This window comes from Virgibacillus chiguensis (genome assembly GCF_900129865.1).
Taxonomy (GTDB): Bacteria; Bacillota; Bacilli; order Bacillales; family Amphibacillaceae; genus Virgibacillus; species Virgibacillus chiguensis.
Genome location: NZ_FQXD01000001.1, coordinates 104,011 through 120,810 on the forward strand (window position 1 = coordinate 104,011; position 16,800 = coordinate 120,810).

Sequence of the window (16,800 nt, forward strand, 5' to 3'; positions counted from 1 at the left end):
TATTTATTCATTATTAGATTTAGCTTCATGAAACCAGTCAATTTCCCCTGAATACAACCGCTCTACATCACCAGCTTCATTTTTTATTAACAGCGCACCATCGTCAGCCAAACCATAAAATACAGCCTGTCGAGTCTTATCCAATTGACGGATGGTGATCCAATCCCCTATTTTAAATCCATATGACTCCCATTTCGTTTTCACAGCTAAAAATCCTTGCTTCATATATTCATCATAAAGACTTTCGAAACTGCTCAAGAAATATTGTATAATTTCCCTAATCGGCCATTGTTTCCCAGTTTCTATTTGCAATGAGGTTGCTCTTTTTTGTACGTCTTCTGGCCAATCATTCTTTTGTTGGTTAATATTTAATCCAACACCAATGATAACATACTGGATTTTGTCCTGCTCAGCTTGTAGTTCTGTTAAAATTCCTGCACATTTTTTTTCATTATCAAAGAGAATGTCGTTAGGCCACTTAATACGTGGCGTTAATCCCGTTAACTTTTCAATAGTTTCCGTTAATGCAACAGCAGTTAATAATGTTAACTGTGGAGCAAGATATGGTGGTAAGGGTGGCTGTAAGATCATGCTCATCCACATGCCATCGCCTTTTTTAGAATGCCAATTTCGATTCATTCTTCCTCTACCAGAAACCTGCTCATCTGCAATAACTATAGTGCCATGTCCTTTCTGTTCTTTTGCAACTTTATGGGCAATAATTTGAGTAGAGCTAGTCACTTCACGATGAATCACTTTCTGGCCGAGCCAATTCGTTTGTAAACCCCACTGTACGGTGTTTTCAGATATTTTTTCTGGATAGCTTACAAATCGGTAGCCTCGCTTCGACTTTGCTTCTATGACGTAACCATCTTTCTCCAATTCTTTCATATGCTTCCAAACGGCGCTGCGAGATATGTTTAATTTTTCTGAAAGAACCTGTCCAGATATATATTCTTCGTTATTCTTAGCAAGTAATTGGATTAATTGATTGCGGGTGGATTCCATTTTATCCATTCCTTTAACTTATAGTAATCATTTGGCAACTGTCCTGCAACAACTTTTCGCTCCAGTTTATTCAATAGTTGTTGTATCCATGGACCTTGTTTAAAGGCCGGAAAAAGATCGATAATATCCTGGCCACTTAATTTTATGTCTGATCTAGATGTAATCGGTAATGTTTGTTCTATTTGTAATAACTGTTCCATTGTAATATTTTTTTTAGAATATAAACAATTTGTTAGCCGAATAAAGCTATTATACAAAGCTCGTGGTAATTGATAAACAAGCCAAGGAGTTAAGTCATTTGCTTGTAATTCTTCTAATTGTTTAGTTAGATTCATGGCAGCATTTTTTTGTTTATTTGAGCATTTCCATGCTTTTACCCATGTTAAAAGCGGTATTGTGCGATCCAAAAAATGAAAAAGCACCAATACTTCGTGAAAAAACGGTAAAGGTTTTATATTTTTTGGAATCCGGTAAATTAATGAGTGGTGCTGTTCAAATACAGGTAAGTATTTATAAATCTCCAAATCATTTACATATGTTAATCCATGTTGTACATAATCACCAGCGAATAGCTTGGTAAACTCTCTTGTAATTCGTTCTACTGCTAACCCTTTCATTTCATGCCTTACTTTTCGAATGTGTTCGATCGTATCCGGATGAATAGTAAACCCTAATTGACTGCTGAAACGAAGTGCACGAATGATTCGTAACGGGTCTTCTCTAAATCTTTCTTCCCCGTTTCCTACTGTACGAATCACATGATTATCTAAGTCAGACCTACCAGCAAACAGATCAATAATGTTCCCTTTTAAATCCATTGCCAATGCATTTATCGTAAAGTCTCTTCTTTCTAAATCTTTATCAATGCTATCTACATATGTAACATCATCTGGATGACGTTGATCCGTATATGTTCCGTCAACTCGAAAAGTGGTTACTTCATAAGACTCATTTTGATGGCGAATAATAACTGTTCCATGTTCTATTCCGACTGGTATCACGGAAGAAAACAAATTTTGTAGCTCAATTGGTTTTGCTGATGTAGCTATATCAATATCCCCAATAGGACGATGAAGCAGAAAATCTCTGACACACCCTCCTACAAAATAAACATTATATCCATGAGCCTTAATTTTCTCTACTACTGGCTTAGCTTTTTGGAAAGGTTCTGCTAACATAATTATCACCATTTCTATAAGCTTGTAAGTAAACAGTCATATAATTGCTCATACTGCTTTACAATTTGCTTCGAATGAAAATGAGTTTCTACTCTTTTAACAGCATTGTTTGAAAAACTATTCCACAATGTCTGATTCGTTAATATTTCAATAGCATATGTTGCTGCTTGATCAGTGTCCCCTAATTCGGCAATAAACCCTGTCTGATTATGATCAATTACTTCGGGTATACCGCCAACATTTGTGCCAACGCACGGTACACCGCAAGCCATCGCTTCCAACAAAACAAGGCCAAAGCTTTCCTTTTCTGACAGCAATAACTTTAAATCACTGATACGTAAAAGCTCACTTATATTTTTTTGCTTACCTAAAAATAGAACTTTCTGCTCTAATTTTAATTCCTTTACTAAATTCATAGCTGTTCCACACTCTGGACCATCACCAATAAGTAATAATTTACTATCTACTTGTTGAAGTATAAGGTAAAATGTACGTATAATATCTGGCAATCGTTTTACCTTACGAAAATTAGAAATATGAACAATCACTTTTTCGTTTGACTTAATGTCATATTGCTGCTTGATAAAGTCTAACCGTTTTGGATAGTACTCTTGTTCATTTATAAAATTATAAATGACTTGTATATCTTGTTTTATTTTAAGAAGTTGTTTCGTATGACTAGCTAAATGGTTTGAAACTGCTGTTACAGCATCTGATTGATTGATTGCATGAGTAATCATGTTTTTAAAAATATCATCAATCGCTAAAACAGTAATATCTGTTCCATGTAAGGTTGTTACAATCTTTACTTTATGTTCTGCAATATCTCGTGCTAAAAGAGCGCTAATAGCATGTGGCATTGCATAGTGGACATGTAGTATATCCAACTTTTCCCGATTGATTACTTCTGCCATTTTAGCAGCTAATGCTAAATCATACGGTGGATATTGAAAAACAGGGTAGTGACTTAATTCAACTTCATGAAAATAAATTCTTGGATTAATATGATTTAGGCGAAAAGGTAAACTGGAAGTTATGAAGTGAACTTCATTCCCCTTTTCAGCGAGTAACATTCCTAACTCCGTTGCAATAATTCCAGATCCTCCTACACTAGGATAGCACGTTATTCCAATTTTTTTCATGCTTTTTCTTTTTCCTTTTTCTGTTTGACAATGTCACGCCATTGGAAGTCACCGTTTTCCAGCCCACGGATAAAAATCTCAGAAGCTGCTATATTTGTAGCGAGCGGTATATGATAAACGTCACATAAGCGCATTAAAGCACTAATATCTGGTTCATGAGGCTGTGCAGTTAAAGGGTCACGGAAAAAGATCACCATATCCATTTCATTATTTGCAATCATTGCACCAATTTGCTGGTCGCCACCCAATGGACCCGATTGAAACAAATGTACATCCATTCCTGTTGCCTTACGAATCTTACTGCCTGTAGTTCCTGTTGCATATAAATGATGTTCCGATAAAACATATTGGTATGCTGTAGTAAAATTCACCATATCTTGTTTCATTTTATCATGTGCTATTAAAGCAATATTCATCTGTATCCCCGCCTTTACAAGATAGTATCTAACCCATAGATCAATCCTTTTACTTCCATCACTTTATTCACACAAAGTTTCACACCATCCATAAAGGAAGAGCGATCCATGGAATCATGTTTTATCGTTAATGTTTGTCCAGGACTTCCAAAGATAACTTCTTGATGTGCCACTAATCCCGGTAGCCGAACGCTATGAAGCTTTATTCCATCTAAATCAGCACCTCTTGCTCCTGGAATAGTCTCTTCTTCCTTTGGATGGCCTTGTGTTTTCGCCTTGCGATTTTCGCTAATTAATTCAGCCGTTTTAATAGCTGTTCCAGATGGTGCATCTAATTTTTGATCATGGTGCTTTTCTATGATATCCACATCTGGAAAGTAAGTAGCGGCCATTTTAGCAAATTTCATCATTAAAACTGCTCCAAGGGCAAAATTGGGAATGATCATACATCCCATATTATTTCGTTGTGCAAATTCGTCTAATTCCTTTAATTGTACTTCCGTAAAACCTGTTGTTCCTACCACTGGACGAACATGATGTTCTAGTGCAGATTTTGTGTGTTTGTAGCCTGCTTGGGGAACAGATAACTCAATTAAAACATCTGCATCTTTATGGTTTTCGAAACATTTTGTAGCATCATCATAGATTGGAATAGAACGTTCCACGTCTGGAAAAATCGTATCTAATGTTCTGCCATTATTTTTATGGTCAATACACGCAACTAAACGGAAATTTGTTTCGTTTTCTACCATTTTCACTGCTTCTGACCCCATTTTACCTCTTGGGCCTGCAATTACAACATTAATTGCCATACTCTAACTCTCCTCTATTGATGTAAGTCGTCTTTCTTCGTCCAACGATCTTTGTCCCTAGTTTCAATTTTTGTTATAGCTCTATGAAAACAATCAGATAGGTCCATATTTAATGAATTAGCAAAGCATGTAAGCACAAAAATGATATCCCCGAGCTCTTCTTCCATACTTTTTTCCTTTTCTGTTTTCTTTTTAGGTTTTTCTCCATAATAATGATTAACCTCTCTGGCTAATTCACCTGTTTCCTCTGTTAAGCGAGCCATTAAACTTAAAGGAGAAAAATAACCTTCTTTAAATTGTCCGATATATTGATCAACTCGCTCTTGAATTTCTTTTGTCGTGTATATAGTATTTTCCATCCATCTCTTCCTTTTATCTACATTATTAATATTACCATGTTAGCGAATCCATCACATTTTGACAAATGATTTATCATGAATCAATCGTTCACGAAACAAAATTAATTAACCTTAGAGAAAACATATGTCAATATAGCTTTTATTTTTATTTACTATTTCATTATAAGGCAAATGGAGTAGTATTAAAAGTTCAAGAGAAAGACTATTATAAGCAATATAAGTTAGCCTTCATTTATCTTAAAATTTAATTACATATTTAATAAACTAGGAATGTATACATTGGTTACTGTGTATATTGGGGCAAGAGTTATCGATTTTATTCAAGAAGGTGCTTATTCAGCTAAAGGGGCCACTATTATTTCGAACCAAAGTGAGGAAATTGCTGCAACAATTCTCCAGAGGATGGATCGAGGTGTTACGGTGTTAGAAGGAAGAGGAAGTTATTCTGGAGAGAAAAGAGATGTATTGTACTGTGTTGTAGCTAGAAATGAAATTGTGCGTTTAAAAAACATCATCGAGTCTATTGATCCCCATGCATTTGTAGCTGTTAGTACTGTCCATGATGTAGCAGGTGAAGGCTTTACATTGGATGAAAATAAAAACCCTATTAGTGGAATAGTTTAATTAGATCAATGGTTCGCACATGTTTACAATAAACCCTAAAATTATATGTTTCCCTATAGTAAAAAATAAAGGTTCTATGTCAAATGTTGGGGTGGAGTGAGATGCAATCTCACCCTACCCAACATGACTTCCAATTTTTTTATACTTATGTAAAAGAAGTATTCTTGCTCTTGCCCTTAGGAAGTTCCTGAATCCAAAGGCGTTCCTCTTCATGACTTTCGTTAGTTTATTAATTCCCTCCAAAAAACCATTTGAGTAATCAAATAAAAAGCTGTTTAATACCTCTGTCTGCCAGTTCTTGAGTGTACGGATAGCCTTCTCAAATTCAGGGAGACCCTCTTGTTCTACCTTCCTGTAAAAATCCAATAATCCTTCGTTTTTTGTAGAAGAGATAAGTTAATCGTTCAAACCACTTTAAATGTTTGATCTTTTGGATCCGATAATCATGAACTTTCTTGGTTCTCTTTCCACAGCTAGGACACTTGTGTACCTTGACAGGCATTTCTACATGAAGCGCAATACCACCTTCCATTTCCTCCACTTTTGTAATCCATACATCTTCAAGACCAGGCATTTTTATGGTAAAATTCATTTGCACGCAACTCCAATCTTTTCTTGTTTCTAGTCAATTCAAGTATAAAAGAATTGGATGTTTGCGTGTATATTTTTATACGCAAATTGTGTGGAAACCCCAACATTTAGTATAGAGCCAAAATAAACAGCATCCTTAAACCTAAAAAATCAGCGGTAGTTCAAAACCACCGCTGATAACCTTTAAACTTTATTCATCGCTAGCAACAAACATCAGAATAAATCGTAGTAGTTCAGCTAACGCGACTAACGCTGCTGCTACATAAGTCATCGCAGCTGCATTCAGAACTTTTTTCGTATCTCGTTCTTCATTATTTCGAATTACTCCTGAAGATACTAGTTGAGCCATCGCTCGATTAGACGCATCGAACTCTACTGGTAATGTAACCAATTGGAATAAAACAGCTGCGGCAAATAGAACGATACCTAACAAATACAACTGGCTCATTCCGATCACAAATCCAATTAGTATAAAAATCATTCCAAAATTGGAACCGAAGTTGGCTGCTGGAACAAGTGCGCTACGAAAGCGAAGAAAAGCATAATTTTCTGCATCTTGTATAGCATGTCCGACTTCATGAGCTGCCACAGCAGAAGCCGCCATAGAATGCCCATGGTAGTTATCGCTAGAAAGACGTACAACTTTTTTTCTTGGATCGTAATGATCAGAGAGCATACCTTTTGTTTCTTCTATCGTTACATCGTATAATCCGTTTTCATCAAGAATGCGACGTGCTACTTGTGCACCAGTCATATACGAAGATGTTGGCACTTTCATATATTTTTTATACGTGCTTTTTACTCTTGAGCTTGCCCACAGTGGAATAAGAAGCAATAAAGCTACATAAATTAAGTAACCTCCAAAACCACCAAACATACGCATCCCTCCTTATAAGGTCAATTTTAGTCAAAAACAAGGCGTTAGTCAACTGTTTTGTCTTGTCTACTTTTCTTCTCACCTTTATATTTTCTCCAACTTACATAAGTTAATGTAATGCCGATACAACCTCCTACAATAAGTAAAATCCAAATAAACGGAAATAATTGACCTTTCTGTTCCGTGACTGGTTGTACCCAGTTAGAGGCATTGGCGTGTACTGCTTTAGACATAAAAATATTAACATATATGTATATCCCTATGGTCATCCCAAAAGTAAACACGAATTGATGCCTATTCTTATTCATAGAGACCACCCCATTTTTTCGTCTAATACTAATGTATGAAGCGGTCTTATATGATATAACGAGATCTTTTCATTTTCATTTGCTTTTTTGCATTACAGAATTTTAGTATTATCGTACAAGTAAAATGCAGGTATTACCATTAACAATTGGTAATAAATGGGGTTCTCTTAAGTCGAATAGCAAAATAATATGTAATGCCGATGGATAAAAGGCTTAACCAGAATGTAAAATAGCCTATTTCGTTCATATAAGAGGATAGCGAGGAATAAACTGGCATTTGCTCAAAAACGTAATCAATCACATCATTATGTAACGTCCAAACAGCTGCAAACACAATATGACGTAAGCGTAATTGATAATAAGGCATATAGAGCAGCCCTTGAATGGCCATAGCACCGTGCGAGGCCATTAACATATATCCTTGCCAATTTAACGTTCCCTCCACTAGTAGAGTAAGAAAATTCATGACAACAGCCCATATACCATACTTAAATAAAGTAATTACTGCTAATGCTTCTATGTAAGGAAGATGTTTACCAAAAATAAAAAGCAATAAAAATATAGAGAAAAATAAACTGGCCGTTGGACTATCAGGAACAAAAATTAAAAAAATGGATGCTGTTTGTGATAATTGTGAACCATACCATATATAACCATATATAGTGCCTGCTAAATTAATAATAAATAACAAGCATAAAAACCGTTTATCTATCAATAAGTATTTAAACAAATTGTCAACCTCTCTCTAACATAATATGATGCATATTTAGCCTAGAAAGTTTGCAAGGAGATAATTTCTTAGGAAAACCTAGCCTATTGAAAAGCTGTAGCTTTTCTTATAACAAACCTTCATAGTATAAAAAATGAAGAAGCACCTTTGCCAATAGTATTGGCAAAGGTGCATTTGTATTACTCTATTCACCAGACTCCTCATTCACGGATACGATAAAATCAACCAATTGTTGTAGTTCTTCATCTGTACCTGAGAACTGATCCGGTGGCATGGAGTTAATTCCCTCTGTAGCAATTGTAGCAATTTCTTCAGCAGATTTATCGATACCGATGAGTGACGGACCAGCCGCCCCCCCTTGCAAATTATCGCCATGACAAGATAAGCAACTGTTCTCATAAACGGCGTAACCAGGGTCTTCTGTATCAATCGCTGCCTGCTCACCAGGAGGTACTGGTTTGTTAGTTTCTGCTCTTGATTCCCAATCTACATTGGCTGCAGATTCGTACGTTAGCCAAATTACAGAAGCTAAAGCAAGTAGCATCATTCCAACAGAAATAGGACGTTGATGTGGTCTTCTTCCGGGACCTTTGTCTAAAAATGGAGCTAATAATAATGCACCGAATGCAATTCCAGGTAAAACAAGAATCCCCATCAGTGTATAATCTCCACTAGCAAATTCATATTTTAACAGTTCATACAAGAACAAGAAATACCAATCCGGCAACGGAATATAAGATGCATTTGTTGGATCAGCCATACCTTCTAATGGAGAAGGATGAGCTAATGTCAGACATAAAAATCCAACTAAAAACACAGCTCCTACTAACCATTCTTTTAATAAAAAGTTGGGCCAGAAAGCTTCTGTTCTTCCAGGATATTCGGAATAATCCTTTGGTACATTTGGTTTTCTATCAGCAGTAATACGTGAATCGCCAACAAATTTCATACCTTTTCCCTTATGCATGCTTTCCCCTCCTTTTTATAATGGTCCAGAAATCCCTTGTCTACGGATTAGAATAAAGTGTACTGCTAATAATGCAAAGAGTGCTCCAGGCAAGAAGAACACATGAATTGCAAAGAATCTGGTTAGTGTTTGGGCTCCTACAATTTTTTCGTCACCCGCTAATAGCGTTTTCAACTCTTCGCCAACAAATGGAACTTGTTGCGCAATTTCCAATCCAACTTGCGTAGCAAAAAAGGCTTTGTTATCCCATGGTAATAAATACCCGGTAAACCCTAATCCAAGCATGATAAAGAAAATCAAAACACCAACAATCCAATTCAGTTCACGTGGCTTTTTATAAGCTCCTTGGAAAAACACTCGTAGTGTATGTAATAACAGCATGACAATAACAACACTAGCGCCCCAATGGTGCATACCACGAACAATCTGCCCATGTGCTACTTCCGTTTGCAAGTAATAAACGGATCTCCATGCATTTTCGATATCTGGAACATAATACATCGTTAAAAACATTCCAGATAGGATTTGAATAACAACCACAAAAAAGGTTAAACCACCAAAACAATAAACAAATGCGGAAAAATGATGTGCTGGATTTACATGCTCTGGAACTTCATGGTCTGCAATATCCCGCCAGATAGGCGTAATATCAGCACGCTCATCAATCCAGTCATAAATTTTTTGTAGCATATACTATTACGCCCCCTCTCTTGGTACTGCATCACCTAAAAATAAGATTCCATCTCTTACTTCTAATTCATAAACATCCAACGGCTGTAAAGGCGGTGTTCCTGGTACGTTTGTTCCATCTTTGTAGTAACGTCCATCATGACACGGGCAAAAAAACTGTTCAGGATATTCATCACTTCCTCCCCAGGATACGACACAACCCAAGTGTTTACAAACTGGGGAAAAGGCTTGAATATCGCCATTTTCATCCTTAAAAACCCAAGCGGAACGGTTTACTTCCGACTCGTACCAGCCATCAACTTGTGTGATCTTCCAATCTACTTTTTGTGGCTCGGTAGTAATGTCATCAACAGATAAGCCGACATTTGCCATGTCCCCCTGCCCCGATTCTTTTAACACTGGATCAACTGCCATTCGCAACATTGGCGCCAGCATTCCTGCTGCCATAAAACCACCAACCCCAGTTAACGTATAGTTCAAGAACTGTCTACGGGATACTTGTTGCTTTTTATCGCTCATGATTTTCCCCCCCTCTTATACAATAATCACGGACAATACAGATATTCACATTACTAGGACATAACCATGATAGCGTAAACTGTTTGTCCGGTCAATGATTATTCCTTTTTCCCAAAAAAACTTTTTTCTTCTTATTACCAATAAGATTGAATTAACTCGCTCATTTGCTCCACTTGATCACGAATAAATCTGTACATGTCTGCAGAATGTAAATCACCTGACTTCATTCCAGGCAACCAGAGTAGTGTTCCAGGAAGAACTTCTTCATGCTTTTTCCATCCACCATCTAAAGTTAGAAAAAACACATGATTAAACGGTTGCTTTTTTATTTCTTTAGCCCAGGAATCAATCCTTTTAAGTTCCTGTTCTTGGATGATAGGTTTTCTATAAACATAAGGTGGTAATAACATCATCCGTCCTGTAAGTTCTTTTTCTAACTCATTTACAAGTAACATCGTCCATTCGTATTGAAACGCGTTTACGTCTAAATGCGTATCACTTTCCATTTCAAAAGGCATTAATGGAATTAGAACCGTATCAATGTATTCTTTTGCTTCTGTATACTGCGTTATGTCTGTTTTTTTCCATTTCATCGCTCTGCCCAGCCTTTCTTATTCTGCAAAATTTTAAATATATTTATTTAAATCTTATCTATCTTCACAAAAAAAATCAACCTATCGCTTTAGCAATTTTGGTTGATTTAGAAAGTTCTCTTCCAACATTTGAAGTTCTTTCGTTAATTTTAAGAAAGCTTCTTCATTCATACAGTCCAAGGCTTGATCAATTTGCTTATTTAAAAAACTTTTTTGAAATTCGTATCGAGATTGATCAAGCAGCTGCTGTGCAACTTCTTTGTCCTGAGCAGTTATAAAATAGTCATTTGGTATAAATGGGTTTTCCTCTAATACCGCAATATATAATGCACTTCGGTATGATTTTTTAAAATTTAACTGAAGGTACAGAGCTTCTGTTTTATTCAAGCGAATGTCATGAAACGATTTCTCTGCATCTGTTGTTACGAGTTGATTTTTATAAAAACGAAAGGCTGTTTCACTTGAGCATTGACTTGTCATAATAATTCCCCGCGGACAGAATTTCGCCTCTCTAACAAAATGAAGATGGTGAAGTATTTCATCGTGATTCATTAAATAATTTAAAATCCATACGCTCTCTCGCTTTTTTAGCTGGTAATGATTTAAAAACCATCGAATAAAACTTTTTTTATCTTCTACAGATACTGGAGTATGCACCATTTCTCACTCTCCTTTACAACCTCTTTTCATGGATAATTTGGTGTACCACGAGTCCATTTAAATAAGTCTAAGAAGTTGTTCAATCAAAAAGCCATGCACTTACGGCTCTTCACGATCAGATTGCTTTAAGCGAAATAGAAATTCATTTACTTCATCATCTATTGGTTGTTGCTCAAGGTATGCAGTAAATACAGGTATCGCCTCTTTTATCCTCCCCTCTTCTGTTAAGAAATAGCCATATTCCTTTAAAAAGTCACTATCGTCTTTGAGATTATTATATGCAGTTTGATAGTGTTTTAATGCATCATTATATACTTCCAATTCATTATAAGCGCGGGCTAGTTCCCAATTATACAAAGGATCCTCTGCACCTGTATTCATTATTTCGCTAACCAAGTCAACAATTCCTTTAAAATCAGCATTATTTTTTAGTAATTCAATTAAAAATAGCACTGCTTCTTTAAAATCAGGATCCATTGCTATAGCTTCTCGAACATGCTGTTCACTTTTTTCATCTTCTCCAAGTTGATGAGCAATTTTCCCAGCTAACAAAAATAAATCTTTATTAAAAGCATCTACATGAAGTCCTTTTTGACTAATTTCATACGCTTTCTCATATACCCCCTCTTCCTCATAAAGAGAAGCAAGATGATAATACACTGTATGGTAATACATATCAATTTCCATGACATGTTCCCACGCTTTTCTAGCGATGTCTTTTCTTCCAGTTTGGTAAGCAGTAAAACCATATTTAAACAACGTATCGGGATTTTTACTATCTTCATCTTGATAGTAAGTTAAAGCTAATTCAAACTCTCCAGATTCGGCATACGCTTCAGCTAGACGATCTGTTATCGATACATGAGCAATTTCTTTCGTCTTAGGCAAAATATTTTCATAATAAGTAGTGGCTTTTACATAATCTGCTGTTGAAAAATATAATTCTCCTAAAGCAAAATCAATAATTGGTTCATTAGGATCAAATCGTTTAGCCATTAATAACTTTTGTTCAGATACTTCAAAAAGCCCTTGCGCTTGATAAAGATCTGCTAATTGAATCAATGTTTGTAGGTAAGCAGGATCTTCTTCATCAATATCATTTAACAGTTGGATAGCAGCTTCGTCATCATCCAATTCCGTATAAATATTTGCAAGAGCCACTTTTAGTTCTCCTTCAGCAGGAAATTGATGCATTAAATCTTGAAAAATAGCTTTTGCTTCATGTAAGTAGCCCCATTGTAAATACAATTCTGCTATTGTATATCGCTCTTCATCATCAGCCATTGGTAAATAGTTATCCAATAATTCTACCGCTTTTTCTGCGTGCTGGGCTTCCATTAAACGAACAGCTTCCATAATTGTTTCCACATTGAACTTCCTTTCTTCACGTTCATCAGGTCTTTATCATAACGGAAAACGAGCAGATGTTCAAAATAAACGCATAGCCAATCATTTTAAAGGTTAACACCATAGAAAAACTTGGCTATCTCCAAAGTCTTTCTAACGATAACCGTAGTTTTTCTTATTCTATAAACCAAAAAATCTTGTACTCCCTTTATATACTAACGTTTTCTCTTTATAGCCAGGAGAGCTTGATAAACATCCGAATAGCAACAGCCGAACCATTAAATTATAAAATAGTTCGGCTTGCTTGTACTATATACATGTTATCATGTAGGAATTTTCCATGTAGCCTCTTGGATAGAGGCTACATAATTTGACTTCGCTAAAATAGCGTAAATAATGGGCTTTTATTAATCGTTAGCTTGATCGCTGTTGTAGTTTTGTCATGACCTTTTTTTTAGAATTACTCGCTTACCGATTTTAAATCTGCATAAAACGTTGGGTAAGATGTTGCAATTGGAGATATGTCATTGATTACGACTTCGCTTGTGGTGATCAAAGATGCAATAGATGCCATCATAACCATTCGATGATCATGGTAGGATTGAATTCTATTGCCGTGCAGTTTGGATCGTCCATGAATTAGTAGCCCGTCCTCTTTTTCTTCGACTTTTGCCCCTAAATTAGTAAGTGTTTCTGTCACAGCTTGAATGCGATCCGTTTCTTTGACACGAAGTTCTGCAGCATCCTTAATTACTGTCGTTCCTTCAGCTTGAGTAGCTAATAAAGCGATAATTGGTATCTCATCTATGAGTCTTGGAATCATATCTCCTTCAATAATTGTTGCTGTTAGCTCCTTGTAACGAATATGAATGTCACCAATACGTTCGCCACCTTTTGTTTCTTCCCTCTCAATGGTTATGTCAGCTCCCATTGCTTGTAAAACGTCAATGATTCCTGTACGAGTTTCATTCAACCCAACATGTAATAGTTTTAATTGACTACCTGGAACGATAGCAGCTGCAACGAGAAAGAACGCTGCAGATGAAATATCACCGGGAACGTAAATATCTGTAGCTGTTAATGTTTGTTGTCCACGAACGGAAATATCTAAACCGTTATTTAACAATTCCACACCAAAAGCTTGTAACATTGATTCTGTATGATTTCTTGTAGGTGATATTTCAGTAACAGTAGTAGTTCCGTTTGCAAATAAACCAGCTAAAAGAACAGCTGATTTAACTTGCGCGCTTTTTACAGGTAAATGATAATGAATGGCTTGCAATGTTTTCCCTTCTACAGATAAAGGGAGATAGTTTCCTTGTGAGCGCCCTGTAATGCTTGCTCCCATTAGACGAAGTGGTTCAACAACGCGATTCATAGGGCGTTTCGTTAACGAACGATCTCCATAAAAAGTAGTAAAAAGAGGTAAGCCTGCTAAGATACCTAGTATTAGCCTTGCCGTCGTACCAGAATTACCTAGATAAAGAGGCTCAACTGGCTCAGTAAATGATTGTGGACCTTCTCCATAAATAGTTAAAGTGGATTCTTTCTGTTCAATAGAAACACCCATAGACCGAAAAATATTTACTGTACGTAAACAATCTTCACTGTTTAAAAAATGTTCCACAATTGTAGTCCCATGAGCTAGTGAGCCAAACATAATGGATCGGTGTGAGATCGATTTATCACCTGGTACTTCTATCTCCCCATGTAAAGGGTTGCCTATCGGTTGTAATATTCGTTCTTTCAACTGTCTATCATCCTTTATCAAACATTATTTTTCGATCGTCGTTTCATAACCCGATTCATTTAGGGTGTGTGCACTTATTTTTTGGAGTTTTTCAGTTGCAAAACTTAACCTAAGAGCTCCCATTATCCCTTCCCTAATTTCTAATATTTGAATATTATTTATGCTAATGTTATTATCTGCCAACAGTTTTGTTACATGGGCTAAAGCTCCTGTTTGATCTTGAATATCTACATACAAATCGTAATATGAAGGAATGGCTCCTTTATCTTTTGTACCTAAACCATCACGGTACCGTTTAGCTGTTTCTAAATACGTAATCATCTCTTGCTTATTATTTTCTTCAACTAAATTTTTTACATGTTTCATTTCTGTAATCCATTCTTCTAAAAACAGCGACATTTTCTTTCGATTATGATAAAAGATATCCTGCCAAAGTATTGGATTGCTAGATGCAATCCTTGTAATATCACGAAATCCACCAGCAGCAAGGCTGGGTAAATAAGCGTGCGTCTGTTCCCAATGCTTTGCCTGATGAACGAGAGAAGATGCAATTAAATGCGGGAAATGAGAAATCACACCAGTCATTTCATCATGTTCCTTCGCATCTAGTATGAGAAATTTGCTACGTGTCGGTTCAAGAAGCTTTTTTAATGATTGAACATCACACTCTTTACTATGCTTCGTGGGAGTCAATACATAAATTGCGTTTTCAAATAGATGCGCTTTTGCAGCCTGCACCCCTTTTTTATGGGAACCTGCCATTGGGTGTCCGCCAACAAAAGATATATCCGTGTTTTGTAACTGATTAGCCGCTGTTATCATGGACTGTTTCACGGAAGAAACATCAGAAACGATTAACTTTTGGGATAATTGTATTTCATCTAAAGCTGCTAGTAATTCAATTGACTTAGATATTGGAGCTGCCAAAATAAGATAGTCAACTTGACATACTGCGGCTGTAAAGTCTGTTTTTGCTTCGTCAATGATACCATGGGCCTTGGCGTATTGTAATGTTTCTAAGTCAATATCATAACCGATTACATAATTATCAGCTATTGTTTTTAATGCTTTTGCTATCGACGCGCCGATAAGACCAAGACCTGCTATAGCTATTTTTCGCTTCACATATACATCTCCTTAGCTGTTTTGGTGCTGATAGAGCGAGAGTAATTCCTGCATGCGATACATATCATCCTGTAACCCTAACGTAAATCGTATCGTATTTGGTATTCCCAACAGCTCACCAGGGCGAACGATAAAACCATGTTGGATTAAATAATCAAACACTTTTGTTCCGCTAGTAGGTGTAGAAACAAGCATGAAATTTGTTTCAGAAGTGTAATAATGCCAGCCGATCCTATCCAAAAATGCTTGGAAATCAAGCTTTACTTTTAGGTTTTGCTGACTGGTTTTTTCAATAAAAGCTTCATTAGCAAGCGCAATTTGTGCGATTTGCTGAGCGATGGAAGTTGTATTGAAAGGTCCACGTACAACGTTTAATTGATTAATAATTTGTTTATTTGCTACCCCATACCCAATACGCAATCCTGCAAGTCCGTATGCCTTTGAAAAAGTTCGTAAAATTATAAGATTGTTGTATTTTTGAATCTGTTCCATTGCATGAAGGTCTTTCGTTTTGTCTAAATACTCATAATATGCCTCATCTAATACGACTAAAACATGTTGTGGACACGTATCCATAAAAGCAATAAAATCCTGCTTCGTTATTGGAGTGCCAGTTGGGTTATTAGGAGAACAAAGCCAGATGACATTTGTATCTTGATCGATAGCTTCAAGCATACCATTTAAATCATGGTGGCCTTCTATAGTTGGTATCTCTTTTATTTTTGCTCCTTCAATGATTGCGTTATGCTTATATTGAGGAAAAGTTGGTGTAGCCATCACTGTGTTAACTCCTTGAAATAAATAAGCTCGGCAAATCATTTGAACAATTTCTTCAGAGCCACTCCCAAAAATTATTTCTGACTCACTTACTTTTATTTTATAAGCTAGATCTTTGCGGAGTTGTGCTGTATGGCCATCTGGATAAATATCAAAAGCAGGCTCGTAAGAAGCTAAAAACTGTCTAACTGTATCTGCATAACCATATGGATTTTCATTTGAAGATAATTTCACAATTCTATCTATTTGGTATTGCCTCTTAATATCTTGGATCTGCTTTCCTTGTTGATATGGTGCAATCTGCTTTAACGAAGATTTTGCTTTCAT

General features: G+C 36.2%; 19 protein-coding genes and 2 pseudogenes. 1 reads left to right on the plus strand and 20 read right to left on the minus strand.

Going from position 1 to position 16,800, the window contains the following annotated elements; translation table 11 throughout:
• Nucleotides 1-3 precede the first annotated feature (3 nt).
• The 6 genes from BUB45_RS00525 to BUB45_RS00550 are packed head-to-tail and all read right to left on the minus strand — an operon-like array spanning nucleotide 4 to nucleotide 4,915.
• Entirely contained in the window at nucleotides 4-1,017 is a 1,014-nt protein-coding gene (locus BUB45_RS00525; protein ID WP_342068334.1) for a biotin--[acetyl-CoA-carboxylase] ligase, read from the minus strand.
• Nucleotides 984-2,186, minus strand: coding sequence for a CCA tRNA nucleotidyltransferase (locus BUB45_RS00530; protein ID WP_073004122.1), 1,203 nt, complete (start codon nucleotides 2,184-2,186; stop codon nucleotides 984-986). Before BUB45_RS00530 ends, BUB45_RS00525 begins: the two co-directional genes overlap by 34 nt.
• Nucleotides 2,187-2,200: 14 nt before the next feature.
• A complete protein-coding gene (gene bshA / locus BUB45_RS00535; protein WP_073004124.1) occupies nucleotides 2,201-3,328 on the minus strand; it encodes an N-acetyl-alpha-D-glucosaminyl L-malate synthase BshA in 1,128 nt (375 codons plus the stop codon).
• Nucleotides 3,325-3,744, minus strand: a complete 420-nt coding sequence (mgsA, locus tag BUB45_RS00540; RefSeq protein WP_073004126.1) for a methylglyoxal synthase — start codon at nucleotides 3,742-3,744, stop codon at nucleotides 3,325-3,327. Before mgsA ends, bshA begins: the two co-directional genes overlap by 4 nt.
• Before the next feature lie 14 nt (nucleotides 3,745-3,758).
• Nucleotides 3,759-4,556, minus strand: coding sequence for a 4-hydroxy-tetrahydrodipicolinate reductase (gene dapB, locus BUB45_RS00545; protein ID WP_073004128.1), 798 nt, complete (start codon nucleotides 4,554-4,556; stop codon nucleotides 3,759-3,761).
• A gap of 14 nt (nucleotides 4,557-4,570) precedes the next feature.
• Nucleotides 4,571-4,915 carry a nucleotide pyrophosphohydrolase gene (locus BUB45_RS00550; protein ID WP_073004129.1) on the minus strand — a complete coding sequence of 115 codons (345 nt, stop codon included), beginning with the start codon at nucleotides 4,913-4,915 and terminating at the stop codon, nucleotides 4,571-4,573.
• A 267-nt stretch (nucleotides 4,916-5,182) separates the two neighbouring features.
• On the opposite strand from BUB45_RS00550, the pseudogene BUB45_RS00555 reads away from it, so the two are divergent.
• Nucleotides 5,183-5,539, plus strand: a pseudogene (locus tag BUB45_RS00555) (YitT family protein); the annotation flags it as partial.
• Nucleotides 5,540-5,653: 114 nt separating this feature from the next.
• Here BUB45_RS00555 and BUB45_RS20335 read toward each other — a convergent pair.
• The 14 genes and pseudogenes from BUB45_RS20335 to hisC form a co-directional block, all read right to left on the minus strand.
• Nucleotides 5,654-5,932 (minus strand): annotated as a pseudogene (locus BUB45_RS20335) (transposase); the annotation flags it as partial.
• Nucleotides 5,865-6,131, minus strand: coding sequence for an ISL3 family transposase (locus tag BUB45_RS20340; RefSeq protein ID WP_073004133.1), 267 nt, complete (start codon nucleotides 6,129-6,131; stop codon nucleotides 5,865-5,867). The pseudogene BUB45_RS20335 and the gene BUB45_RS20340, both read right to left, overlap by 68 nt.
• 189 nt (nucleotides 6,132-6,320) lie before the next feature.
• A complete protein-coding gene (locus tag BUB45_RS00570) occupies nucleotides 6,321-7,007 on the minus strand; it encodes a zinc metallopeptidase (protein ID WP_073004134.1) in 687 nt (228 codons plus the stop codon).
• A gap of 44 nt (nucleotides 7,008-7,051) precedes the next feature.
• On the minus strand, nucleotides 7,052-7,240 hold the full coding sequence (locus BUB45_RS00575; RefSeq protein WP_212590737.1) for a sporulation protein YpjB: 189 nt from the start codon (nucleotides 7,238-7,240) through the stop codon (nucleotides 7,052-7,054).
• Between the two features lie 214 nt (nucleotides 7,241-7,454).
• A complete protein-coding gene (lhaT, locus tag BUB45_RS00580; RefSeq protein WP_073004138.1) occupies nucleotides 7,455-8,045 on the minus strand; it encodes a lipoprotein heptaprenylglyceryl N-acetyltransferase LhaT in 591 nt (196 codons plus the stop codon).
• A gap of 184 nt (nucleotides 8,046-8,229) precedes the next feature.
• Nucleotides 8,230-9,012, minus strand: coding sequence for a menaquinol-cytochrome c reductase cytochrome b/c subunit (locus tag BUB45_RS00585; protein ID WP_073004148.1), 783 nt, complete (start codon nucleotides 9,010-9,012; stop codon nucleotides 8,230-8,232).
• 15 nt (nucleotides 9,013-9,027) lie between these two features.
• Entirely contained in the window at nucleotides 9,028-9,702 is a 675-nt protein-coding gene (qcrB, locus tag BUB45_RS00590; RefSeq protein WP_073004149.1) for a menaquinol-cytochrome c reductase cytochrome b subunit, read from the minus strand.
• A 6-nt stretch (nucleotides 9,703-9,708) separates the two neighbouring features.
• Nucleotides 9,709-10,221, minus strand: a complete 513-nt coding sequence (locus BUB45_RS00595; protein ID WP_073004151.1) for a QcrA and Rieske domain-containing protein — start codon at nucleotides 10,219-10,221, stop codon at nucleotides 9,709-9,711.
• Nucleotides 10,222-10,355: 134 nt separating this feature from the next.
• Nucleotides 10,356-10,814: a DUF2487 family protein gene (locus BUB45_RS00600; RefSeq protein WP_073004153.1), complete on the minus strand. Its 459-nt coding sequence runs from the start codon at nucleotides 10,812-10,814 to the stop codon at nucleotides 10,356-10,358.
• Between the two features lie 81 nt (nucleotides 10,815-10,895).
• Nucleotides 10,896-11,471, minus strand: a complete 576-nt coding sequence (locus BUB45_RS00605) for a ReoY family proteolytic degradation factor (RefSeq protein WP_073004838.1) — start codon at nucleotides 11,469-11,471, stop codon at nucleotides 10,896-10,898.
• 102 nt (nucleotides 11,472-11,573) lie between these two features.
• Nucleotides 11,574-12,842, minus strand: coding sequence for a tetratricopeptide repeat protein (locus BUB45_RS00610; protein WP_073004155.1), 1,269 nt, complete (start codon nucleotides 12,840-12,842; stop codon nucleotides 11,574-11,576).
• 439 nt (nucleotides 12,843-13,281) lie between these two features.
• On the minus strand, nucleotides 13,282-14,571 hold the full coding sequence (gene aroA / locus BUB45_RS00615; protein WP_073004156.1) for a 3-phosphoshikimate 1-carboxyvinyltransferase: 1,290 nt from the start codon (nucleotides 14,569-14,571) through the stop codon (nucleotides 13,282-13,284).
• A 24-nt stretch (nucleotides 14,572-14,595) separates the two neighbouring features.
• The gene (locus BUB45_RS00620) at nucleotides 14,596-15,696 is read right to left on the minus strand and encodes a prephenate dehydrogenase (protein ID WP_073004158.1); all 1,101 of its coding nucleotides are present in this window, start codon (nucleotides 15,694-15,696) and stop codon (nucleotides 14,596-14,598) included.
• A gap of 12 nt (nucleotides 15,697-15,708) precedes the next feature.
• Entirely contained in the window at nucleotides 15,709-16,800 is a 1,092-nt protein-coding gene (hisC, locus tag BUB45_RS00625) for a histidinol-phosphate transaminase (protein WP_073004160.1), read from the minus strand.

Coding starts and splice junctions, on each gene's coding strand:
- bshA (WP_073004124.1), bottom strand. CDS start 3,328: ATGAAAAAAATTGGAATAACGTGCTATCCTAGTGTAGGAGGATCTGGA.
- mgsA (WP_073004126.1), bottom strand. CDS start 3,744: ATGAATATTGCTTTAATAGCACATGATAAAATGAAACAAGATATGGTG.
- BUB45_RS00600 (WP_073004153.1), bottom strand. CDS start 10,814: ATGAAATGGAAAAAAACAGACATAACGCAGTATACAGAAGCAAAAGAA.
- BUB45_RS00570 (WP_073004134.1), bottom strand. CDS start 7,007: ATGTTTGGTGGTTTTGGAGGTTACTTAATTTATGTAGCTTTATTGCTT.
- hisC (WP_073004160.1), bottom strand. CDS start 16,800: ATGAAAGCAAAATCTTCGTTAAAGCAGATTGCACCATATCAACAAGGA.
- BUB45_RS20340 (WP_073004133.1), bottom strand. CDS start 6,131: ATGAATTTTACCATAAAAATGCCTGGTCTTGAAGATGTATGGATTACA.
- BUB45_RS00525 (WP_342068334.1), bottom strand. CDS start 1,017: ATGGATAAAATGGAATCCACCCGCAATCAATTAATCCAATTACTTGCT.
- BUB45_RS00575 (WP_212590737.1), bottom strand. CDS start 7,240: ATGTCTAAAGCAGTACACGCCAATGCCTCTAACTGGGTACAACCAGTC.
- BUB45_RS00550 (WP_073004129.1), bottom strand. CDS start 4,915: ATGGAAAATACTATATACACGACAAAAGAAATTCAAGAGCGAGTTGAT.
- qcrB (WP_073004149.1), bottom strand. CDS start 9,702: ATGCTACAAAAAATTTATGACTGGATTGATGAGCGTGCTGATATTACG.
- BUB45_RS00530 (WP_073004122.1), bottom strand. CDS start 2,186: ATGTTAGCAGAACCTTTCCAAAAAGCTAAGCCAGTAGTAGAGAAAATT.
- BUB45_RS00595 (WP_073004151.1), bottom strand. CDS start 10,221: ATGAGCGATAAAAAGCAACAAGTATCCCGTAGACAGTTCTTGAACTAT.
- BUB45_RS00585 (WP_073004148.1), bottom strand. CDS start 9,012: ATGCATAAGGGAAAAGGTATGAAATTTGTTGGCGATTCACGTATTACT.
- dapB (WP_073004128.1), bottom strand. CDS start 4,556: ATGGCAATTAATGTTGTAATTGCAGGCCCAAGAGGTAAAATGGGGTCA.